Annotated in this window: 23 protein-coding genes and 1 tRNA gene; 22 read left to right on the top strand and 2 right to left on the bottom strand. The window is 39.4% G+C overall.

Annotation, left to right across the window (positions count from 1 at the left end; genetic code table 11):
* Positions 1-13 precede the first annotated feature (13 nt).
* The 14 genes from ACFQ0V_RS10795 to ACFQ0V_RS10730 all read left to right on the top strand — a co-directional run bounded on the left by ACFQ0V_RS10795 (position 14) and on the right by ACFQ0V_RS10730 (position 10,803).
* Positions 14-1,663, top strand: coding sequence for a class I adenylate-forming enzyme family protein (locus ACFQ0V_RS10795; RefSeq protein WP_381013290.1), 1,650 nt, complete (start codon positions 14-16; stop codon positions 1,661-1,663).
* Between the two features lie 12 nt (positions 1,664-1,675).
* Positions 1,676-2,884: an acyl-CoA dehydrogenase gene (locus ACFQ0V_RS10790; protein WP_381013287.1), complete on the top strand. Its 1,209-nt coding sequence runs from the start codon at positions 1,676-1,678 to the stop codon at positions 2,882-2,884.
* Positions 2,885-2,896: 12 nt separating this feature from the next.
* The gene (locus ACFQ0V_RS10785) at positions 2,897-3,664 is read left to right on the top strand and encodes an SDR family oxidoreductase (RefSeq protein WP_381013284.1); all 768 of its coding nucleotides are present in this window, start codon (positions 2,897-2,899) and stop codon (positions 3,662-3,664) included.
* Complete coding sequence (locus tag ACFQ0V_RS10780; RefSeq protein WP_381013281.1) at positions 3,654-4,283, top strand: TetR/AcrR family transcriptional regulator; 630 nt, start codon at positions 3,654-3,656, stop codon at positions 4,281-4,283. Before ACFQ0V_RS10785 ends, ACFQ0V_RS10780 begins: the two co-directional genes overlap by 11 nt.
* A 58-nt stretch (positions 4,284-4,341) precedes the next feature.
* Entirely contained in the window at positions 4,342-5,397 is a 1,056-nt protein-coding gene (locus ACFQ0V_RS10775; RefSeq protein WP_381013279.1) for a phosphotransferase family protein, read from the top strand.
* A gap of 5 nt (positions 5,398-5,402) precedes the next feature.
* The gene (locus tag ACFQ0V_RS10770; protein WP_381013276.1) at positions 5,403-6,125 is read left to right on the top strand and encodes a 2-phosphosulfolactate phosphatase; all 723 of its coding nucleotides are present in this window, start codon (positions 5,403-5,405) and stop codon (positions 6,123-6,125) included.
* Positions 6,125-6,805: an AMP-binding protein gene (locus ACFQ0V_RS10765; protein WP_381013274.1), complete on the top strand. Its 681-nt coding sequence runs from the start codon at positions 6,125-6,127 to the stop codon at positions 6,803-6,805. The genes ACFQ0V_RS10770 and ACFQ0V_RS10765 overlap by 1 nt, the downstream gene beginning before the upstream one ends.
* Before the next feature lie 125 nt (positions 6,806-6,930).
* Positions 6,931-7,395: an acyl-CoA thioesterase gene (locus ACFQ0V_RS10760; RefSeq protein ID WP_381013271.1), complete on the top strand. Its 465-nt coding sequence runs from the start codon at positions 6,931-6,933 to the stop codon at positions 7,393-7,395.
* Between the two features lie 73 nt (positions 7,396-7,468).
* Entirely contained in the window at positions 7,469-7,915 is a 447-nt protein-coding gene (locus tag ACFQ0V_RS10755; RefSeq protein WP_381013269.1) for a MarR family winged helix-turn-helix transcriptional regulator, read from the top strand.
* Between the two features lie 10 nt (positions 7,916-7,925).
* On the top strand, positions 7,926-8,738 hold the full coding sequence (gene racE, locus ACFQ0V_RS10750) for a glutamate racemase (protein ID WP_381013267.1): 813 nt from the start codon (positions 7,926-7,928) through the stop codon (positions 8,736-8,738).
* A gap of 77 nt (positions 8,739-8,815) precedes the next feature.
* Entirely contained in the window at positions 8,816-9,571 is a 756-nt protein-coding gene (rph, locus tag ACFQ0V_RS10745; RefSeq protein WP_381013264.1) for a ribonuclease PH, read from the top strand.
* On the top strand, positions 9,564-10,151 hold the full coding sequence (locus ACFQ0V_RS10740; protein ID WP_381013261.1) for an XTP/dITP diphosphatase: 588 nt from the start codon (positions 9,564-9,566) through the stop codon (positions 10,149-10,151). Before rph ends, ACFQ0V_RS10740 begins: the two co-directional genes overlap by 8 nt.
* 14 nt (positions 10,152-10,165) lie before the next feature.
* Positions 10,166-10,660: a metallophosphoesterase gene (locus ACFQ0V_RS10735; protein WP_381013259.1), complete on the top strand. Its 495-nt coding sequence runs from the start codon at positions 10,166-10,168 to the stop codon at positions 10,658-10,660.
* A gap of 69 nt (positions 10,661-10,729) precedes the next feature.
* Positions 10,730-10,803: transfer RNA gene (locus tag ACFQ0V_RS10730), tRNA-Arg, on the top strand.
* Positions 10,804-10,856: 53 nt separating this feature from the next.
* Here the strand turns inward: ACFQ0V_RS10730 and ACFQ0V_RS10725 are convergent.
* Entirely contained in the window at positions 10,857-11,291 is a 435-nt protein-coding gene (locus ACFQ0V_RS10725) for a hypothetical protein (protein WP_381013258.1), read from the bottom strand.
* 45 nt (positions 11,292-11,336) lie between these two features.
* A complete protein-coding gene (gene chrA, locus ACFQ0V_RS10720; RefSeq protein ID WP_381013256.1) occupies positions 11,337-12,503 on the bottom strand; it encodes a chromate efflux transporter in 1,167 nt (388 codons plus the stop codon).
* A 157-nt stretch (positions 12,504-12,660) separates the two neighbouring features.
* Here chrA and ACFQ0V_RS10715 point away from each other — a divergent pair, with 157 nt between their 5' ends.
* From ACFQ0V_RS10715 to ACFQ0V_RS10680, 8 genes are all read left to right on the top strand, one after another.
* Positions 12,661-13,614: an NAD(P)H-dependent flavin oxidoreductase gene (locus tag ACFQ0V_RS10715; protein WP_381013254.1), complete on the top strand. Its 954-nt coding sequence runs from the start codon at positions 12,661-12,663 to the stop codon at positions 13,612-13,614.
* Positions 13,615-13,695: 81 nt separating this feature from the next.
* Positions 13,696-14,592, top strand: coding sequence for a 3-hydroxyacyl-CoA dehydrogenase (locus ACFQ0V_RS10710; RefSeq protein WP_381013252.1), 897 nt, complete (start codon positions 13,696-13,698; stop codon positions 14,590-14,592).
* Between the two features lie 324 nt (positions 14,593-14,916).
* The gene (gene ahpC / locus ACFQ0V_RS10705) at positions 14,917-15,480 is read left to right on the top strand and encodes an alkyl hydroperoxide reductase subunit C (protein ID WP_381013249.1); all 564 of its coding nucleotides are present in this window, start codon (positions 14,917-14,919) and stop codon (positions 15,478-15,480) included.
* A 14-nt stretch (positions 15,481-15,494) separates the two neighbouring features.
* On the top strand, positions 15,495-17,024 hold the full coding sequence (gene ahpF, locus ACFQ0V_RS10700; RefSeq protein ID WP_381013246.1) for an alkyl hydroperoxide reductase subunit F: 1,530 nt from the start codon (positions 15,495-15,497) through the stop codon (positions 17,022-17,024).
* Positions 17,025-17,185: 161 nt separating this feature from the next.
* Complete coding sequence (locus ACFQ0V_RS10695; RefSeq protein WP_381013243.1) at positions 17,186-18,202, top strand: Wadjet anti-phage system protein JetD domain-containing protein; 1,017 nt, start codon at positions 17,186-17,188, stop codon at positions 18,200-18,202.
* On the top strand, positions 18,203-19,705 hold the full coding sequence (locus ACFQ0V_RS10690) for a hypothetical protein (protein ID WP_381013240.1): 1,503 nt from the start codon (positions 18,203-18,205) through the stop codon (positions 19,703-19,705).
* Positions 19,698-20,435 (top strand): DUF6063 family protein, encoded by a 738-nt coding sequence (locus ACFQ0V_RS10685; RefSeq protein ID WP_381013238.1) that lies wholly within the window; start codon positions 19,698-19,700, stop codon positions 20,433-20,435. The genes ACFQ0V_RS10690 and ACFQ0V_RS10685 overlap by 8 nt, the downstream gene beginning before the upstream one ends.
* Complete coding sequence (locus ACFQ0V_RS10680; protein ID WP_381013236.1) at positions 20,419-23,742, top strand: hypothetical protein; 3,324 nt, start codon at positions 20,419-20,421, stop codon at positions 23,740-23,742. Before ACFQ0V_RS10685 ends, ACFQ0V_RS10680 begins: the two co-directional genes overlap by 17 nt.
* Positions 23,743-23,780: the final 38 nt, after the last annotated feature.

Raw genomic sequence — 23,780 nt, 5'->3', positions numbered from 1 at the left:
AGGATGAGCAACGATGAATGTTCAAAAAAGACCTTATTGGCCACAATATTTAGACGATACGTTGCATTATCATTACGGAAAGATACCATTACATGCTTACATTGACCGACATGCTAAGGAAAATCCAGAAGGAGTAGCGATTCATTATTATGGAAAGTCATTCACATGGAAACAGTTAAATCGGTATGTGAATCAATTCGCACAATTTTTAGCCGAACAAAATGTAAAAAAAGGCGATCGGATTGCTCTCTATATGCAAAATTGTCCTCAATACATCATCGGCTACTATGCGATTCAACGAATTGGTGCGACAGTCGTTCCTTTAAATCCGATGTACAAGGAGACAGAATTACTTCATGCTTTTCAAGAAGGTGAAATAACAGGAATTTTTTGTAGTGAAGAAGGTTACCCTCATATTGAAGAAATTCGTGAACAACTGCCTGAACTTCATGTAGTAGTCATCACGAATTATTCGGACTTTTTATTAGAACAATCGACGATACCATTTCCTGAAGAGTTGTTAGTAGAGAAACGAACCTATACAAAAACATTTGATTTTCTTAATATTTTACAACAGACAGAGGAGCTACCCCAATTTGTTGAAGTGAATATGGAAGAAGACATTGCATTGCTCGTCTTTACTTCAGGAACGTCAGGTAGACCGAAAGGGGCGATGCTTACGTATATGAACAGTTTGTTTACGACAGCAGCGAATGCTCAATCGAATCATATTAAACGTGGAGCACGTTCACTCAACATTGCGCCTTACAGTCATATTGCTGGAATGTTAATGGGTGTGAATACGTCAGTTTATTTAGGATTAGAAACTGTTGTTTTAACGAAGTTTGACCCTGCCGTAGCAGCTGGAGCGATTGAGAAATATCGCATTGAAGTTTGGTACAGTGTAGCGATTATGAACGTTGCTATTTTAAAATTAAAAGATTTAGAAAAACGAAACTTAACATCACTTCGAGTGAATATGGCGACGAGTTTTGGTATTGCTGTAACAGCACAATTAGCACAACAATGGTCTGAAGTGACAGACGGTTGTCTCATGTTTGAAGCAGCTTACGGACTGAGTGAGTCGCATACAGGGGATACGTTTATGCCAAGAGATCGAATTAAGTATGGCAGTTGTGGTATCGCCATTTATGAAACAGAAATTAAAATTGTAGACGGAGAAGGAAATGAAAAAGGAATCGATGAACATGGTGAAATTATTTTAAAAAGTAAAGGGAATTTTAAAGGATATTACAATCGTCCAGCTGAAACGAAAGAAGTGTTACGTGACGGTTGGCTTCATACAGGGGATATCGGAATGATTGATGAAGATGGATATTTATATTATTTAGGAAGAACGAAAGAAATGATTAAAAGTTCAGGATATAGTGTTTTCCCAGATGATGTAGAAGCGTTGTTAAATGAACATCCAGCCATTAGTCAAACAGTCGCCGTCGGAATACCAGATGAAAAGAGAGGAGAAAGTGTAAAAGCTTTCGTGAAATTGAAAGAAGAATATGTAGGGAAAATAGAAGAACGAGAAATTATCGAATGGGCGAAAGAACATATGGCAGCTTATAAATATCCGAGAGAAGTGGAATTCATCGATGAATTTCCATCAACGAGTACAGGAAAAATTTTAAGAAGACTGTTAAAACAATAAGGAGGAAGAAAAATGAATTTTAGTTATTCAGCAAAAGTAGAGAAGTTGAGAAGTCAGTTAACAGAGTTTATGGAAACGCATATTTATCCAAATGAAAGCGTATACAAAGAACAACTCGATGCGATGGATGATCGTTTTAGTGCGATTCCACCTATTATGGAACAATTGAAAGAAGAGGCGAAGAAGCAAGGGTTGTGGAATTTGTTCATGCCAGGAGATGAATTTGGAGCAGGTTTGACGAATTTAGAGTATGCGCCACTTTGTGAAATTATGGGACGTTCTTCTATCGCGCCAGAAGTGTTCAATTGTAGTGCACCGGATACAGGAAATATGGAAGTGCTCGTACAATACGGGACAGAAGAACAGCAAGAGCAATGGTTGAAGCCGTTACTTGCAGGAGAAATTCGTTCTTGTTTTGCGATGACAGAACCAGCTGTCGCTTCGAGTGATGCGACGAATATTCAGTCGAGCATCGTGCGCGACGGAGATGACTATATTTTGAACGGGACGAAATGGTGGACGTCAGGTGCTGGAGATCCACGTTGTAAAGTCGCCATCTTTATGGGGAAAAGTGATCCAGACGGACCGAAATACGAACAACAATCGATGATTCTCGTGCCGATGGATGCACCAGGTGTCACGGTGAAGCGGATGCTTCCTGTATTCGGTTACGACAGTGCACCAGAAGGACATGGAGAAGTGGAATTTAAAAATGTGCGTGTGCCTGCGAGCAATATGTTATGGGGAGAAGGGAAAGGATTCGCCATCGCACAAGGTCGTCTCGGACCAGGAAGAATCCATCATTGCATGCGCTTAATTGGAGCAGCGGAACGTGCGATTGAATTGATGTCAAAACGAGCACTTTCTAGAAGTACATTCGGCCAACCAATCGCGCAACACGGTGTCGTTCAACAATGGATTGCCGATTCGAGAATGGAAATTGAACAAGCCCGTTTACTCACTTTAAAGGCAGCTTACATGATGGATACGGTCGGGAATAAAGAAGCGAAAGCTGAAATTGCGATGATTAAAGTAGTCGCTCCACGCATGGCACAAAAAGTGATCGACCGTGCGATTCAAGTGTTTGGTGGCGGTGGCGTAAGTGATGATTTCCCTTTAGCCCATATGTATGCGAATGCTCGAACATTAAGCTTAGCAGATGGACCAGACGAAGTGCATAGCCGTCAAATTGCACGGCTTGAATTACGAAAATATTCATAAGGGGTTGAGGAAATGAAAGAAATGTTTACACTGAAAGGAAAAGTCGCGCTCATTACTGGTGGAGCGAGGGGGCTCGGCTACCAAATTGCTGAAACGTATGCGGAAGCAGGAGCGAATGTTATCGTCTGTTCAAGAGACGGAGAAGCTTGTGAGAAAGCAGCGGTTCAGCTAGCGAACGATTATCATGTGACGACATTAGGCGTTCGTTGTGATGTGACCGATGAACAAGAAGTCGAGCACGTCGTGCGTCAAGTAGTGGAGCAATTTGGAACGATTGATATTTTAGTGAATAATAGTGGAGCTTCATGGGCTGCGCCGATTGAACAAACGCCTTTACAAGGTTGGCAAAAAGTGATGGATGTGAATGTTACAGGTGCATTTCTCATGTGCCGTGCAGTCGGTCACGTCATGCTTCCAAATAAATCAGGGAAAGTGATTAATATTGCTTCCATCGCTGGATTCGGTGGTACACCGCCTTTTATGCAAACATTAAGTTATAACACGAGTAAAGGCGCGTTAATGACTTTTACGAAAGATTTAGCGGTGAAATGGGGAGCATCTGGCATTTGTGTCAATGCTTTAGCACCTGGATTTTTCCCGACGAAAATGTCGAAAGTGTTAATTGAACACGGAGGGGATGAAATTCGTAAAAGTACGCCACTCGGACGTTTAGGAAGTGATTCAGATTTAAAAGGTCCAGCGCTCTTTTTAGCGAGCGAAGCATCTGATTATGTCACAGGGATCATTTTGCCTGTAGACGGTGGAGCGAGTGCGTTATAACCGAACTTATGGTAAATTTGTAGAAGAGTATGAAAAAGAAAGTGTGGTACAGATGAAAAATAAAATTATCGCAACGAGTATTGAACTCTTCGAAAAACAAGGCTTTACCGAAACATCGATTCAACATATCGTCGATGCACTAGACGTAACGAAAGGGACATTTTATTACTATTTCCAATCGAAAGAGCAATTGTTGATGGACATTCATACGCAATATATCGATGACTTATTGTATCGTCAACAGCAATTAATTGCTGAACATCGTACAGCGAAAGAGCGTTTAACTGCAATGCTTCATTTACTCATTGAAGATATCGAAATTCAAGGAGCACGAGCCCGTGTTTTCTTGCGTGAAATGCGTCATTTGATCGATACGAATAGTGTGGAAGTGAAAGAAAAGCGTGATGAATTTCGACTCGTCATCGAAGAAGTTATTCGCCAAGGGATTGAAACAGGAGAATTGTTAGATTCATTAGATCCAGCCATTACAGCATTTGCCTTTTTAAGTTTGACGAATTATAGCTACAATTGGTTTAATCCACATGGAGCTTTAACGGCAGCTCAATTAAGCGATGCGTACAAGGACATTTTTTTTAAAGGAATCGCAAAAGAAGGGTGAGATTGTTCATCCTTCTTTTGAACATACTAACTAGTCAGTATAAAAGGGGATGAACAACATGTCTGAAATTATCGAAGTGAGAAAAGAAGAACAACTATCACTCGATCGAGTGAATGACTATATCGAACAACATATTGAAGGAGTACCTTATGAGCCGCTTCAAATTAAACAATTTAGCGCAGGGCATTCGAATTTAACATATTTACTGCAAAAAGGAGATTGGGAAGCGGTACTTCGTCGTCCACCGCTCGGGCCGATTGCGCCGAGAGCGCATGATATGGAAAGAGAATATACGTGGTTGAACAGGCTGTACCCACACTTTCAAATCGCGCCGAAACCGTACACTTTTTCTAATGATGAAGCAGTCATCGGCGCTCCATTTTTCATTATGGAACGTCGTACAGGACTCGTATTTGATACAGAAATACCGTCTTCCATCACTTATGAAGCATCGATCGGTAAACAATTATCGCATCTCATGGTAGAAACACTCGTACATTTACATGCGGTTGATCCAGCGGAGGCAAATTTACTTGAAATGACGAAGCCAGAAGGATTTATGGAAAGACAGGCGAACAGTTGGACGAAGCGTTACCGACGTGTAGAAACGACGAAATTACTCGATGTAGAGCGTTTAATGGATTATTTAGTGACGCACGTTCCGAAAACTGCGCAAGCGACTGTTATTCATTATGACTATAAATTAAACAATGCGATGTTTTCAGAAGATTTATCGCAAATGACCGGTTTGTTTGATTGGGAAATGTCGACCGTCGGAGATCCACTCGTTGACTTAGCAGTTGCGATGAGTTATTGGATTGAGCCGGATGATCCCGACATTTTAAAATATGCGCTCGGGGCACCACCTGTTACGATTATGGACGGATTTTATACGCGTCAGCAATTTATTGAAGCATACGCTGAAAAAAGTGGTCGTGACGTATCGAATATTCATTATTATATGACGTTTGCCTACTTTAAATTAGCGGTCATCGGTCAACAAATTTACTATCGATATGCGAAAGGACAGACGACGGATTCGCGCTTTAAACATTTTGACCATCTCGTATCCAATATGGTTCAACTCGCTGTTCAAACGATGGATGAAGGGTGATATGTATGACGATTGATGTCGTTTTTACAAAACATGAAGTGCCGCTCGATTTGCGAGAACAAAATGTCGTCGTCTTTGATATTTTATTAGCGACATCGACGATCGTTACGTTAATGGAAAAAGGGGTGCAATCAATCTACCCAGCGGTGAGTGAACAAGAAGCGCTTGAAAAGCATCAAGCTTTACCAAAAAGCCAATTAATCGGAGAAAAAGATGGCCGTCCGATTGAGCCGTATTTTGCGCCACCGCTCCCGACTATACTCATTCAAGATCATCTTCCGGCACAAGTCGTCATGTTGACGACGAATGGGACGCTGGCCATTCGAAAAAGTGAAGGGGCGAAACGTGTATTGATCGGTTCTTTATTGAACAATCGAGCGATCGTTGAAGTATTTTTACAAGAAGAGAATTGGACGCTCGTTTGCGCAGGGTCACACGATCAATTAGCGATTGAAGACGTATACGGAGCAGGACAGTGGATTGCGGAATATTTAAAGCGACGGCCTACTACTCGCTTAACCGAACGAGCGGAAGTGGCATTTGCAACGTACAATCAGAAATCTGCGCAACGAGAAGAGCGATTACGTCAATCGATGACGGGAAGAATGTTAATAAAACAAGGGTATGAAGACGATATCGCATACGTCGCAAAGCAACATGCGATGCATGTCATTCCGTACTATGAACGAGGCATTATTAGAAGAACGATTGATGAGGAGGGAATATGATGCAACAGACACAACATTTTGATTATTGGCCACCATTATTAACGAAGACGATTACGATTCCTGAAACAACTTTATACGAAAATTTACAAATTTCTGCAAAACGTTATCCTGAACAAATCGCGATTGAATATTATGGACGTGCGATGACGTATCGACAGCTTATAGAAGAAGTCGATCAGCTCGCTGCTTACATGGCGACACATTGGAATTTAAAGCGTGGCGAAAATGTCATGCTCTTTATGCAAAATGCACCACAATACTTAATCGCACTTTACGCTATTTTACGCAATCGAGCAGTCGTCGTACCGATCAACCCGATGAGTAAGACGCATGAATTACAATTTTATTTGCAAGATGGAGATATTCATCACGCTTGCATTTCACAAGAATTGTATCCGATTGCGGAAGCTTTCGTGGGGGACGGACAATTAGAAAATCCGATTATCGCAACGTATCGTGATTATATAGAGGAAGAGCGAGCGATTGGCACATTGCCTGATGTCGTCAAGCAGGAGCGAAAAACATTTCCAAAGACAATTGCTTGGGAAGATGCGTTACAGGAGGAAAGTACATTGCCTCCTTACAAATACCCACGTGAAATTGAATTTTGGGATGAGTTTCCAATGACGAGCAGTGGAAAGGTACTTTGGCGACAGTTGCAAGATAAAATAGGAGAATAAAGTGAAAAGGGTGGCTTAGCCATCCTTTTTTGAGCAGAAAATGAATGGTTATTCATTAAAAGTATTGTTATTTTTAAAAAATGATGTAAAGTAAAGAGAAAGAACGTTTAGAAAGGGAGAATGTTATGAGTAAAGCAGCATACATACAAAACTGGGAAGAATGGCAAATGGATTTTAATTTTTACGTACCGATTCGTGTGAAGTTTAGTGATTTAGATGCGTTCGGTCATTTGAATAATGTCGAAGTATTTCGTTATTTAGAACATGCTCGTATTGAATATTTAAAGCGTGTTCAAATTTTGAATTTTAAACATGTAGAAGAAATCGATAAATTTTCTGTCGTGGCAGATGTACAATGTGATTTTTTACATCAAGTTTTTTACGATGAAGAAATTCGTGTATATGTGAAAGTGCATCATTTAGGAAATACATCGCTCGATATTCATTACATGGGAAAAAATGAAAAAGGGCAAGTCGTTTTCACAGGACGTGGCGTCATCGTGCAAATTGATAAGCATACAGGAAAACCGTATCCTTGGAATGATACACAAAAGACACTGATTGAAGAGTTGAATCGAGTAAACGTGTAATAAAAATAGTTGCACAAACGATTGAAAAAGGCGACAATATACAGTATGTCATCGTTTTGAAGGAGGGGAAGAAATGACTCAATCCGATCAACGTCATACTGAAATTGCGCAAATGGAAAAAGATTTACGTCATATCGCAGGCATTATTAAGCAGCAAGGGCGAAAGATTTTAACGAACTATAAAATTACACCTCCGCAATTTATCGCACTTCAATGGTTGTTTGAATTAGGAGATATGACGATTGGGGACTTATCTACAAAAATGTATTTAGCATTCAGTACGACAACAGACCTCGTCGATCGTATGGAAAAAAATGAACTCGTCAAACGCGTCCGCGATGAACAAGATCGCCGCGTCGTGCGCATTCATTTATTACCAGAAGGCGAGCGTATTATTGAAGAAGTGATTGAAAAGAGACAAACCTATTTACAAAAAATGCTCACTCATTTAGGGGAAGATGAGGTACGACAGTTTTCACAATATTTAAGTGCTTTGCACGTAGAAATGAAGAAAGAATAGAGGAGATAGTGTGAAAGCACCGATAGGCGTTATTGATTCAGGAGTAGGCGGTTTAACAGTAGCGAAAGAGCTTATTCAACAACTTCCGAATGAGTCCATCATCTATATAGGAGATGATGCGCGTTGTCCATACGGTCCCCGGACGACAGAAGAAGTGACACAGTTTACAGTAGAAATGACGGAAGCATTAGAAGTACTCGGCATCAAAATGCTCGTCATTGCTTGTAATACAGCGACAGCAGCAGCGTTAGAAACTGTACAGGAACGCTTCGATTTTCCGATTATCGGTGTAATTGAACCTGGTGCACGCGCGGCCTTACAAGCATCAGAACGAGATGAGATCGTCGTGCTCGGCACACAAGGAACCGTTAATAGCCGTGCGTATGATACGGCCATTTTACGTCACGCCCCACACGCGAAAGTTCAAGCGCTCGCTTGTCCGAATTTCGTTCCCGTCGTGGAAAGTGGTGACTATAAAACAGAAGCGGCACGCGACATTGTAGATGCGACATTGCGTGTTCTTAACCGTAAAGAGTTCGATACAGCGATTTTAGGTTGTACGCATTACCCGCTACTACAACATCATATTCAAGCAGCATTACCTGATGCGAAAATTATTTCATCCGCAACCGAAACGGTCGTCGATGTGAAACGCGTCTTACATCATTTTGGCATAGAGTCGACACAACCTGATGCGACATATCGATTTTACACGACGGGAGAAGTAGATAAGTTCCGCGACATTGTGGAAGATTGGCTACAAATTCAAAACGCGACTGTTGAAAAAATTCATTTACAAACAATTATTCAATCGAAGAAATAAACGAGCGCAAGGCATAGGAACTTGCGCTTTTTTTGTGTACAATAAAGAAAGATTATAAAAAGAAAAGGAGCTCGATTATGAGACACGACGGTAGAACAGCACAACAATTACGTCCGGTGACGATGACACCCAACTTTATCATTCATCCAGAAGGTTCGGTCCTCATCGAAGTAGGCAATACGAAAGTTATTTGTAATGCGACGATTGAAACGCGCGTCCCACACTTTATTCGCGGAACAGGAAAAGGGTGGATTACGGCTGAATATTCGATGCTTCCACGTGCGACGACAGAGCGTACGTCACGTGAATCTTCACGTGGTAAGGTGACAGGTCGTACGATGGAAATTCAACGTCTCATCGGCCGAGCTTTACGAGCGGTGACGAACTTAGAAGCGTTAGGAGAAAAAACAGTTTGGGTTGATTGTGATGTCATTCAAGCGGATGGTGGAACGCGTACAGCATCGATCACAGGAGCTTTTGTCGCACTTGCATTAGCCCTTGATAAATTAGATCAAGAAGAACGTTTTGAAACGTTCCCATTAACACAATATTTAGCGGCGACAAGCGTCGGTAAAGTTGGTGAAAATCTCGTACTCGATTTAGATTTTGTAGAAGATTCAAGTGCCGATGTCGACATGAACGTCATTATGACGTCGAATGGAGAATTTGTAGAATTGCAAGGAACGGGAGAAGAAGCGACATTTACGAAACGCGAAATGTTTGATTTGATTGAACTTGCAGAAGGCGGTATTCAACAATTGATCGATTTACAACGTGACGTTTTAGGTGAAGTAGCACAAAGTATCGGAAGGCAGGACGAAACGAATGAATGAAATTTTAATCGCAACGAATAATTTAGGAAAAGCGAAAGACTTTGAAGCACTCTTTAAGCCGCTCGGCATTACAGTGCGCACGCTTCAAGATATGCCTGAATATATCGATATTGAAGAGACAGGAACGACTTTTGAAGAAAATGCGATTTTAAAAGCAGAAGGAGCAGCGCGTTTACTTCAAATGAATGTCATTGCGGACGATTCAGGGTTGGAAATTGATGCGCTTAACGGGGAACCGGGTGTTTATTCAGCACGTTATGCAGGACTCGACAAAGATGACGAAGCTAATATTGACTTAGTGCTTCAAAAATTAGAGAATGTCGACAATCGTCAAGCGCGCTTTAAATGTGTGCTCGCTATCGCAGGTCCTAATTTACCGACACGTACGTACGAGGGAACTTGTGAAGGTGAAATTTTAAAAGAAAGAGTGGGCAGTAACGGATTCGGATACGACCCGATTTTCTTTGTTCCATCTTTGAATCGCTCGATGGCTCAATTATCAGCGGAAGAGAAAGGTGAAATTTCACATCGAGGGGCAGCATTGCGTCAGTTAGAAGAAGAGCTCGATCAACTTATTTAAAAGGGGATGACACTATGCGAATAATCGTCGTCAGCGATACGCATGGAGATACGCAATTTCGACAAGTGCTCGATGCGTATCAAGCCGATGCGATTTTTCATGCAGGGGATAGTGAACTTGATTATGATGCAAAAGCGATGCAAGGAATGTATCGCATACGGGGAAACAATGATCGAGATGTACGGTACGAAACAGAATTATCTGTCACACTAGGTGGGAAGACGATTTTTATTACACACGGTCATTTATACGACATTTATAACGGTTTGCAACGTTTAGATTATCGAGCACAAGAAGTGGATGCAGATATCGTATTATTCGGACATACTCATTTACTCGGTGCGGAGCAAGTGGGAGAAACACTCTATTTAAACCCAGGAAGCTTCACTCGTCCGCGTGGAGGGAATCCTGCGACATTTGCTATTTTAGATGTTCGCATTGATGGCAGTGTGAAAGTAACGTATCGAACACCTAAAGGAATCATCGTACATGAAGTAATTTTTAAATAGCGTTGACAAAATGAGATATATTTCATATAATAATGGATGTCCGTTTCTTCGGATGAGGGAGCGGTACAAGTCCCAGTAGCTCAGCTGGATAGAGCATTCGCCTTCTAAGCGAACGGTCGGGGGTTCGAATCCCTTCTGGGACGTCATCGTAAGTAAAAAGCGTACATCACCTAGTTTTAGGCGATGTACGCTTTTTTTATGTGCTTTTTGAAAATTTATATTCTTTATATAAAGCTAAATATTCCCCAAGTAAAACAAGTCGTTCATTTCGATGGTCAAAAAAACGTTCGACTAACATGAGCAATACAATCCAAATGAAAACGAATGTGAGCAAATGACTGATCGTCCAACTTTCAATTAAATCAGTAGTGGCTACCGTCGCGAGCGCAATTAAACTCGAAAAAATCGTTAAAATAAATGCAGAATCATTACGACGCGCTTTTTGTGCTTCAATGACGGCGATGATGACATCTAAATCAAAGGCGCTCATCTGCCTAAAATCCCCTTTTTTCAGTTCAATCGTACTGTACAATTCATCGAATAATGTTTCGATTTCTCGTTCAATCTTTTCGAGTGAATATCCGGTTAATGGACGACTCGCATGAACGAGATGACTTTTCTTGAAATTCAAAACATTCCCTCCTTTTCATTAGTTTAACAGAAAGGAAGAGAGGATTTAAGAAAGAAAAAACGCTCCAATCATCGCACCAAGTAAGACAATTTTCCAAGAAGGCCATTTTGTAAATTGTAAAAGAATGAAGAGTAGACTAGCAATTGTAAAATGAACAGAAGATGTTATCGAACTCGTCCAAATCGGATCATAAAATGCTGCGATTAATAATCCGAGTACAGCAGCATTCATTGCGCTTACTGCTCCTTGCATATGTGCGTTATTGCGCAACAGATCCCAAAATGGGAGAGCGCCTACAATCAATAAAAAAGCAGGTAAAAACATCGCAAATGTTGCAAACAATCCACCAATCGGACCGTTGAGCACAGCTCCTAAATAGGCCGCAAATGTGAAAAGAGGACCCGGAACGGCTTGAGCGGCACCATACCCAGCTAAAAATGTTTCTCCTGACAAGCCGGTCGGGGAGACGAATTGTTGTTCTAAAAGAGGCAAGACGACATGACCGCCTCCGAAAACGAGCGCTCCTGACTGATAAAATGATTCGAAAAAGGAAAGGATTGGAATATCTTTCCATGCCAATATGATAGGTGGAGCGAAAAGAAAGAAGAAAAAGAGAACAAGCGCGACACTCCCAGCAGTTTTTGAAATAGGTACGTGCTCACCTGGACGATTTTGTTGCTGAATGATTTGAGTGAAAAGCAATCTTCCTACACATGCTGCAATGAGAATAATTCCGATTTGAATAAATGGATGAGGAAAGAGCAACATGGTAGCCATCGCAACAAAAGCAATCCATTGGCGAGAAGTATCGGGAGCAAGTGATTTACTCATACCAATAATAGCGTGCGCTACAATAGCGACGGCGACGAGCTGTAAACCTTTCAATAAACCGGCTGCAAAGGCTAAGTCAGTAGGAAACCACATAGCGAAAGCGATGAGTAAAAAGACAGAAGGAAGAGTGAACCCTAGAAAAGCAAGTAGTCCTCCAAACAATCCTCCTCGATACAATCCAATGCCGATTCCTACTTGGCTACTTGCAGGGCCTGGTAAAAACTGAGAAAGTGCTACGAGGTCTGCATAACTTTTTTCTGATAGCCAACGTTTTTGTTTCACATACTCATTATGGAAATAGGCGAGGTGCGCAGTGGGACCACCGAAAGAAGTGAGTCCGAGTCTTAAAGCAATCGTAAAAATATCTACATAATGTTTCAAAATCGCTCATTCCTTTTATACTTACAGTAGCATAATTCAAGCTGAACGAATGTTAATCCTTTGTAAACGAGTAGAAAGTAGAGTTTATGTATAAATTGTGATAAAATTTAAATAAATTATGAATGAATGTTCATTCGTTATGAAAGGGGAAATTAAAATGAAAGCGCTTCAATTAAAAGAACAACTACGTATTCCAGTCATCGGATCTCCGATGTTTATCGTCAGCACACCGAAACTTGTCATCGAACAATGTAAGGCAGGAATTGTCGGATCGATGCCCGCATTGAATGCTCGTCCTTCATCGCAACTCGATGAATGGCTCGCTGAAATTACAGAGACATTAGATGCTTACAATAAACAAAATCCAGAACGTCCTGCTGCACCTTTTGCGATTAATCAAATTATTCATCGGTCGAATGAACGATTAGAGGAAGATATGGCATTATGTCAAAAATATAAAGTACCGATCATCATTACATCACTCGGTGCGAGAGAAGATGTATATGAAGTAGCACATGAATACGGTGGGATTGTATTTCATGATGTCATTAACAATTTTTTCGCTAAAAAAGCGATTGAAAAAGGAGCGGATGGCTTGATCGCTGTCGCTGCCGGAGCTGGCGGACATGCGGGTGTTAAAAGTCCATTTGCGCTCGTCCAAGAAATTCGAGAATGGTTCGATGGACCGCTCGCACTTGCAGGGTCGATCGCAACAGGAGATAGCGTATTAGCAGCAGAAGCGATGGGGGCAGATTTTGCCTATATCGGTTCACCGTTCATTGCGACAGAAGAAGCGAATGCGGTAAAAGACTATAAGGAGACGATCGTTGAAAGTAATTCGGACGATATCGTGTACAGTAATTACTTCACGGGCGTACATGGCAATTATTTAGCGCCTTCTATTCGCGCAGCGGGTATGGATCCAGAGAATCTCCCTGAAAGCGATCCGACGAAAATGAACTTCGGGGGAGACAGCGCACATAAAGCGTGGAAAGATATTTGGGGAGCAGGGCAAGGGATTGGAGCAGTGAAAGAAATTCAAAAAGCTTCTGAGTATATCGAATCGCTCAGTATGCAATATGAAGAGGCTAAAAAACGAATATTAAGCTGAAGGTAAATGCTGGTAACAGGTGTAGAAGTCCGCTATGATAAAAGAGAACATCTCTATTTTAAAATAATGAGGAGGATGATTATGAATTATCAGCATGTAACAGTAGCAGGTGGAGGCGTCTTAGGCAGTCAAATTGCAATGCAAACAGCATATTTTGGATATGATGTCACATTGTATGACATTTCTGAAGAAGCGATTGCACAAGCAAAAGAACGCACAGCGGCACTCAATGAACCGTATCGACAAGATTTAAAAGCGACAGATGAACAGTTACAAGCGGCGCACGAGCGTTTGACGTATACGAGCGACTTAGCTGAGGCTGTGAAAGAAGCAGACCTCGTCATCGAAGCGATTCCAGAAGTGATTGAGATTAAAGTTGACTTCTATGAGAAAATCGCTACTTTAGCGCCTGAGCATACGGTATTTGTGACGAATACATCAACGCTTTTGCCAAGCCAATTTGCACAGTCGACAGGCCGACCAGCACAATTTTTAGCGCTTCACTTCGCTAACCATATTTGGAGAAATAATACGGCAGAAGTGATGGGGCATGCTGAAACGGCACAACAACATTTTGATGATGTCGTCGAATTTGCAAAGTCAATTGGAATGGTTGCTCTTCCACTGCATAAAGAACAGCCAGGCTATATTTTAAATTCATTGCTCGTTCCTTTACTTGATGCAGCAGAACTTTTATATGTGAATGATGTAGCAAATCCTGAAACAATCGATAAAACATGGATGATTGGAACAGGTGCACCACTCGGTCCATTTGCTATTTTAGACGTTATTGGAATTAATACAGCCTATAATATCGTCCAAATGAAAGCGCAAGTGACAAAAGATGATAACTATATTCGTTTAGCGCAATTATTAAAAGAACAATATATCGACCAAGGGAAACTAGGCCGTGAAACGGGAGAAGGATTTTACAAATATCCAAACCCAAGCTTCGCCGACCCAAATTTCTTAAAATAGAGAGCGGTCCAGTTTGATGAAGAATCGAACTGGACGGCTTTTCATGTTTTATTAGAAAAAGTCAGTGCAATTGAACTTATTGTGAATAAGATGTGAGTGTTTTCATTTAAAAGTAGACTTTCTCAATGGATATCGCTTGACTTTAAAATGGTTACTTCTTATATAATAGAAGTGTAGAGATTAGGAATGTATCTTCTTTGAACCATTGTTCATAAAAGCTTGCAGATGATGTTTCAGTTATCGCTTGCCTTTTTCTACAATGTATCATATAATAATTATTATAAAGAAGAAATCATTCTAAATTATTGAAGGAGGAATTTGATTATGTCATTAATCGGCAAACAAGTAGAGCCTTTCTCATTAGAGGCTTTCCAAAACGGTGAATTTTTAACAGTAACAGAAGAGAACTTTAAAGGTAACTGGACGGTGCTTTGCTTCTACCCAGCGGACTTCACATTCGTATGTCCAACAGAATTAGAAGACTTACAAGACCAGTACGAAACTTTAAAAGGTATGGACGTTGAAGTTTACTCATGTTCATCAGATACTCACTTCACACATAAAGCATGGCACGACCACTCAGAAGCGATCGGTAAACTCGAATACGCAATGATCGGTGACCCAGCTCACAAATTAATTAACCAGTTCGACGTTTTAGATGAAGAAGATGGTCTTGCACAACGCGGAACATTCATCATCGACCCAGACGGCGTTATCCAAATGATGGAAATTAACGCAGGTGGAATCGGACGTGACGCGAGCGCGTTAATCGACAAAATTAAAGCAGCACAATACGTGCGCACAAACCCAGGTGAAGTTTGCCCGGCAAAATGGAAAGAAGACGGTAAAACGTTGAAACCAAGCCTTGATTTAGTTGGTAAAATTTAAGGGGGCCATATAATATGTTAGATGCAGACATTAAAGCGCAATTAGCTCAGTATTTAGAGCTAATGGAAGGCGAAGTTACTTTACAAGTAAGCCTCGACGAATCAGATTCTTCTAACGATATGAAACAATTCGTTGAAGAACTCGAAAGCATGTCTCCTAACATTAAACTAGAGCGTACGCAATTGGAGCGTACGCCTAGTTTTAGTGTTAACAAAACAGGAGAGAACACAGGAATCGTATTCGCAGGGATTCCGTTAGGCGAAGAGTTCACATCACTCGTGCTCGCACTACTTCAAGTGAGCGGTCGCGCTCCAAAAGTAGATGAAGCCGTGATGCAACAAGTGAAAAACATTGAAGATACGCTTCAATTTGAAACGTATGTTAGCTTATCATGTCACAACTGTCCAGACGTCGTACAAGCGTTAAATATTATGAGTGTATTAAACCCAAATATTTCACATACGATGATCGACGGTGCGACATTTAAGCAAGAAGTAGAAGAAAAAGAAATTATGGCAGTACCAGCTGTCTTTTTAAACGGTGAATTTTTCGGAAGCGGTCGTATGACACTTGAAGAAATTCTCGTGAAACTTGGAAATGAAGTAGACCCAGCAGAAATTAATGCGAAAGATCCATTCGATGTACTCGTCGTCGGTGGCGGTCCAGCAGGAGCGAGTGCAGCGATTTATGCAGCGCGTAAAGGGCTCCGTACAGGGATTGTCGCAGAACGTTTCGGCGGTCAAGTGCTCGATACATTGAGCATCGAAAACTTCATCAGTGTGAAGAAAACAGAAGGACCACAACTCGCAGCGAATCTTGAAGAACACGTGAAAGAATACAATGTAGACATTATGAATACATTGAAAGCGAGCGAATTGAAAAAGACGGATGATTTCATTGAAATCGGACTTTCTAACGGTGCGATGGTCAAAGGGAAATCAGTCGTACTCGCAACAGGTGCACGTTGGAGAAATGTCAATGTCCCTGGTGAAGCAGAATTCAAAAACAAAGGTGTCGCATACTGTCCACACTGTGACGGTCCACTCTTTGAAGGTAAACGCGTTGCTGTTATCGGCGGAGGAAACTCAGGCGTTGAAGCAGCGATTGACTTAGCAGGAATCGTTGAGCATGTAACGGTATTAGAATTCGCAGATACATTAAAAGCGGACGATGTGTTACAAGAACGTTTACGCAGCTTACCGAACGTTGACGTTTTCACAAATGCACAAACGAAAGAAATTACTGGCGATGACAAAGTGAACGGTATTACGTACATCGATCGTGAAACAAATGAAGAACACCACGTTGAATTAGAAGGTGTCTTCGTTCAAATCGGTCTCGTTCCAAATACGGAATGGTTAGATGGTGTCGTAGATCGCAATCGCTTTGGTGAAATCGAAATTGAGAAAAACGGTGCTACAAACGTACCTGGCGTATTTGCAGCAGGCGACTGTACAAATAGCGCGTATAAACAAATTATCATCTCAATGGGTGCAGGTGCAACTGCAGCACTCGGCGCATTCGATCACTTAATTCGTAACTAAATATCAATTATGTAATCTCTCATTTTTATAAATGAGGGATTTTTTGTTTTTGTAGAAATTACGAAAAGAGCAGGACAAAGGGGATATTATGAAGAATTTACATCGATTCGTGAAAATAAACAAATTTTGTTTTATGATGGAGAAGATAAGGAGGTGTAAGTATGCTAGAAAGATTAGCACTACATCCTAGAAAAATGATTCAACTTGATGAATTAGAACAGTATATTGTTCATGACTCCTATGAACAATTTGCTCACCAAATATTAGAGCTTCAACAAAAACACATATTAAAGCCCGTCATTGCATCTGGTCAAACGAATCAAACTCCACCGTTATTTTATAAATACCGTATTGAAAAAAGTAAATGGCAACAAATGAAACAAATCGAAATTGAACAACTACAATTACAATTACATTCAGCATTATCATTAGACGATTATTACCGTTTACCTTTAGAACAATTGAAAAAAGACAAACCTTGGATAGAAAAAATCAATCATTTTATTAAACACACTTCATTCCCTTTAACACCTGCTTCTGCACCTGAAAGAAGTCAAATGTTAGTGGGAGATGAGAAATGGATTCAGTATAGAGGGGGGCAATCACTTTTAGAACGATTAGGGATTTATGAAAAATTAGCGATTCAAGTAAGTAGAGAACCTCTTTGGATGGCGGTCAATCGATACTCTTTATTTCAAGAAACACAATATCATCTGATCGTTGAAAATAAAGCGACATATGAAGGTTTACTGCCTGTTTTAGAACATACTTGTTTTTCTAGTTTAATTTATGGAGGCGGTTATGGAATTGTTGGCAGCTTACGATCTTTTGAGAGTCAACTCCCGTTAGAAGGGGTAAAATCTATTTTTTATTATTTTGGAGATTTAGATTTTACAGGCATAGCAATTTGGCATACATTGATAAAACAGCGATCCATTCGAATTGCTACTTCTTTTTATAAAGAAATTTTGAAAAAAGAAGGAAAGCTTATTCCGACGGAACAGTTAAGAAATGAAGAGGCCATCACTGCTTTTTTACAATTTTTTGATGAACGAGAACAGCAACAGATTGAAAATTTATTACAGCGCCGTTATTATTTATCACAAGAAAATCTCACATCGAATCAACTGCAACGCATTTGGTTACATATGAGTGAGGAGTTGAAAGGAGGCCTTTAATTGAATGATCCGCTACATATTTTAACCGATTATAAAGAACGAATGCGCCGTATTTTATTGAAAGAACCACTTTCAGAATTAGCTAGAAAACAAAAGAAAGATACGAATGGTATCGCAATTGATATGAGAATGATAGGATTATTCGTTTTACTTTATTTTTTCGAGATGAAATTGATGAGAGAGACAAAAGTTGGCATTCGGGAAGCTGCGTCCTATATCGAGCAACTATTGAAAGAGACATATATTTTATCTACTGACGAAGTGATAGATTTATTAGAAGAAGTGAAAGAAGTGTTTCGCCCTGCAAAAGGAGAGTATAAAACGTATTCCTTTTATAACATAGAATCAAAAAAGACAGAGACAATCACTTTCAGCTACTTCAAAACATCTTATTTCGATGTGAAAAACAGTCGACAATATTATGAATTAGACGATGATGGATTAGAGTTAATCTTTGCGACGAAAGAATATTTCCAAGAGTTTCAATTATCTATTCATCAACTCATGTTGAGGAAATTGCTCGAAAAGGGTGAATTACAAGGAGCTTTGCGTCAAATTAATGAAATGCGAATGGATGTCGAACAATTGCATGATCGCATTGAAAAATTATCATTAGAAGTGAAACGGAATATTATTAATTTAGAAATTCAACAAAAGTATATGCAATTATTTGAAGATCGAAACTATCGAATTGCTCATGAAAACGAAGAGTTCGAACAATTACATGCATTTATTATTTCGATGCGGAAGATGAATGAATCTAAAATGACGACTGAAGACCAAGAAGCATATCGACTATTAGTGAAAATTGAAGATTCATTAATGGCTGTACATGCGAAGCATAAAGAGCTATTGACACGAAGTTTACATTTGCGTGAAGAAGTATTAGAAGCGGCCGAGCAATCATTATACACAATCGGATTGGACCATTTTAATATTGATCAAGAAATCGTATCAGAATTTGTGACACAAATCCTTCCAATTGAAAGGATGAAAGGTGTTTTAGCTCCTTTTTTATCGATGGAGCGTTATGAAGCGTGGTCATTATTTACGATATTTGCCCCTCAGCAATGGAGAAAGGAATATGAAATTGACCGTAAACATTATATTTCACAAGTAGTAGAACAAGAAGAAAAAGAAAAATATGCTGAGCATGTGCGTCGACAATTTCAAATTTATATGGAGAGATTGATTGTATTTGGGCAATCACGAGAGCAATGGACATTAGAACATTGGATCGATGCAATGAATAAAGATGAAAAATCTTTTTTGCAGAAAGAAAGTTTTTATTATTTTTTAACCCTTTGTCATCAAAAGTCACCACTTCAAGGGACGGAAAAAGAAATCGTAGAAGAACATTCTCTTCACTTCTTTGCAAAGGCGTTACCCCAACTGCCGAAAGCTTTACACATTATTGAAGCACAGCCAATCCTTCGTGTGACAGAGCGATATACGATGCAAAACTTACAATTTAGTTGGAAAGGAGTTGAAGGTTATGTATGAACAGGAAGAAATTAAGCGAGCATTTCAAATGTATCAACAACTCGCAATGACAGGCTATGTAACTGGAGAAGCGATTCAACACTATAAAAGTGAGACGAACTTTAGAGCACTCGTCGATTTTTATTGTGAACAAGTCGATTCGATTTGCATGTTAATTGGAAATGAAGCCATCTTAGTTCCTAAAACAACATTGTCACCTCATCATGTGAGCAATGAAACATTGCGTCGTACATATTTCGGTAGCCAAGGAAAAAATGAAGATTTATATTTAATGTATTTTGCGACATTATGTGTTCTCGGTGAATTTTACAATTCTTTTCATTCTTTAGAGCCGACTCGTGCGTTCATTACGTTAGAAGAATGGATACAAAGTATTGATCAGCGAATAGAAGCTTTACAAAGTTTAGGAGAAGAAACATTAGAACAGAAAGAATTAGAATTTAGCTATCATTGGCGAGGCATTATTGAAAAATGGCATGCCTTAGATGATGTGCGAGAAGGTGTGAAACATCAAAGAGGACAAACGAAAAGTAGGGTAAGTTTTTTGCATAAAGTATGCCATTTTTTAGAGCAAGAAGAAGTTTTGCGACAAGTCGGAGAAGGGGAATACAGTTTAGCAGAACGTACAAAAAATATTGTAGGGAACTATTTTATGGATTCTGAATATAATCGTGGGATATTAGAGTTTTTATACGGTGAGGAGGAAAGAGAAGATGCCGACAATTCGTAAAATAAGATTTTCTAATGTGCAGTTTTCAAATGGAGATAAGCGCTATTACGATGAGACATTTCACTTCGAAGATCAAAATAGTATTATCCTTTTAGAAAATGGAGGGGGCAAAACGGTTTTTATTCAAACAGCGCTCCAAGCGATCATTCCTCATAGTTCATTAGGAGACCGTACTATTAAAGAAACACTTTACTTAGAAAATGGCCCTGCTCATATTGCGATTGAATGGACTGTAAACAATCATCCAAAACGTTCTGTTGTAACAGCTGTAACGCTATATCGTAAAAATAATGCGATCGAATCGCTTCGTTATGTATATGAGTACGGAGAACAAGACGAACATCGTATCGAAAATATTCCGTTTCTTCTAGGAGAAGGACAAGAACGTTACGTTGCCACGAAAGAACAAATGTTACAATACTATCAAAATATTGTCAAAACATCTCCTGCTCGTGGAAAATTATTTTTGAAAACGCTTAAACAATATCGAGAGTATTTAGAAGAGACGTATGCCATTATGCGAAAAGAATGGGAAAATATTAGCATGATGAATAGCACTGAAGGCGGCATTGAAAAAGTTTTTGAAAATTGTAAAACGACTCAAGAATTATTCGATCGTTTACTCATACCTTCTGTAGAACAAGCAAATGTGCACTTCGAAAAGAAAGAGTTTGTTGACCAGTTTGAATCACAGCGAAAAAGTTTACGAAAGTCTAAAGAGCTGGCAGAACAAATTAAAAGTTACAAAAAAATTGACGAACAATTAAATGAATATGTTACACAGTATGCACATTATGACGAAGCAGCGAAGCGTTATTATGATAAAAAAGTCGAAACCGTTTTATATTATACGTATTTGGAAAATCAAAAGAAAAAATCAATAAAAGAAATAGAGAAGATTAAGGAAAGAATTAAGGGAATTGAAGAAGAGCAACGAGAAGGCGAGGCATTAAAGAAGCGCATTCAAATATATGAACTTCAAGAGAGCTTAACCGAAGAACAAGAGCAATATCAGAAATGTGAGCAAAAATTGTATGAAATAGAAGAACAGTTGAAGGAGCATGAACATCAGAAATATGCTTTATTGTATGCTAAAAATCACGCTGCAGCACGAGAAGCGGAACAATTGATTCGAGAAGCAGAAGAGCAAATGAGACGAGAAGATGAGCAATTCGATATGGAGCAACTTACCGAGCAATTGCAGCAATTGGAAGGTCAATTATTATTTTTACTCGAGCGAGAGTATCATATGTATGAAGAGAAAAGACAACAATTGAATAAGCAACTCACACAAACTCAAAAAGAAAGAAAACAATTTGAACGAGAGTTTCGTACCGCAACCGCACAGTTACAGACAATCAATAACGAAAAGACGGCAAGTGAAGTCCGAGAAGAAAAAGAGTTGGAAGAAGCAAAGCGTTTGAAAAAAGGACTCGTTGCGCATCCGAATGACAAAGTCGAACAATTGTTGAAAGAATGGAAAGCTCGTTTAACGACATTGGCAAATCAGATTCATGAAATGGAACAAGAACGCCAACAAATCGAAAAAGAACAAACGGCAAACAATGACCGTCTGGAAGAAATTAATCGAGCGTACCAAACTTTACAACTGAATCAAACATCGACGAATGAACAATTAAATATGTTAGAACGTGAAGAAGCGAAGTTAAAAGAGCAGTTACAAACAGTCATTGTTCATATACCAGTAGAAGAAAAAATATATCAAAAAGAACAGACGATTCGAGAGCAATTGCAAAATAAAATTCAAGTACTTGAAAAAAATAAACGAGAATGTTTGATGGAAGAACGCCGAGTATTGCGTCAGATTGATGATTACGAAGAGCAAGAATTGTTTTTTGCGGACGCTTATGTCGCTAAAAAACTAGAACAATGGAGCTCTCGATTTTCGTCCATTCAAACGGGTACACAATTTGTGAACTATCTCTCTTCACCTTCTGAACAGACGAGCGATTATCCTTTTTGGGCGAACTGTTTAATTACGATAGAGCAAGAACGGGATCAATTGAAATATGAGTTAAACTTAATCGAACAACAATTGACAATTCCGATTATTGTCTTATCAAGAGCTGAAGCGATGCAAATTTATAAAGGAGAAGTAGAAGTTCCGAAAGAATGGACGATTCCATCGTCTTGGCGCACTCATATTCAACGCGAACAATTTGAAGAGTGGAAGCATACTGCTAGGGAAGCAGCGAATAACGTAATTATGAAACGTGAGCAAATTGAACAAAATATAGAGAAACATAAACGAGTAGATCATGAATTTCAGAATTTTTTAGAGAAGTATCCATATGAACAGTATGAGCAACTGAAGCGAGCTCAATTTGAACAGCAACAAAAGATGCAACAATTGCATGATGAGCGCATTCAAATGATAGAAGATAAAGAAAAGTTAGAACGAGAATTGGAAAATCATCATATGCGACTTTACCATTCAAAAGAAGAGTCTCGCACGTTAGCAGAGCAAAAGATTCCGAAGGCGACGGATTATATGCGAGCGATGAAGCGAGCTCAATTTTATCACGATCAATTAGAGCAACTTACTGAAAATTTAAAGCGGCAAGAGCAAGAAGTAAAAGAGATTGAACAGAAGCGTGAGCAAGTCATCAATCATATGCAAGCGATTGAAACGGACTTGCAAAAGTTAGAATATGTCATTCAACATGAGATTGAAACACATCCAATTTATAAAAGAAAAGATGAGCTCGTTCCGCGAATGACGTCAAATAGTGAAAAAGTAATTTCAGAAAAAATAAAAGCGATCGATAATCGCCGTAATCAAATTTCTCAAAACATTCAAGTATATGAGCAAAAAATTGCTTACGAACGAAAAAATTATGAACAAGCGCTTGTAGCTTTGAATCAAATTTTAGAGCAATGTCCAGAAGTTCGTCGCGATCTTCCTGTTTACAAAAATATAAAACGTCAAATTGAAATGGAACAAGAACGCATCCGAGTAAAAACGATAGAAAAAGAAGAGAAAATGCAAGAAAGTAGAACAATATTAGAAAAAATTCGTGGAATAGAAGGACAATTGAGTGTTCATATCGATTCGTATGAAGGCAATGTTCCAAAGCAAACAGAGTCTATTGCTAGATTGAAAGAAAAATATGAAACAACGATGCAACGTTTACAAGAGCAGCTCGTATACGAAGAACAGTTATTATCCCAAGAGGAAGAGCAATACGAAAAAATGCAACGAGCTTATGAAGAAATGCAACGCTTCTATTACGCTCATGAACTAAATAAAATAACGCTTCATTGTAAAATGAAATGCAACAGCTAAATAAATAGAAAGCCATCGTGAAACCACGTATAGTTAAA

The sequence above is a fragment of the Savagea faecisuis genome (genome assembly GCF_042675605.1).
Lineage (GTDB): Bacteria > Bacillota > Bacilli > Bacillales_A > Planococcaceae > Savagea > Savagea faecisuis.
The sequence above is the reverse complement of the archived record's forward strand: the minus strand, read 5'-3'. Positions and strand labels throughout refer to the sequence as shown.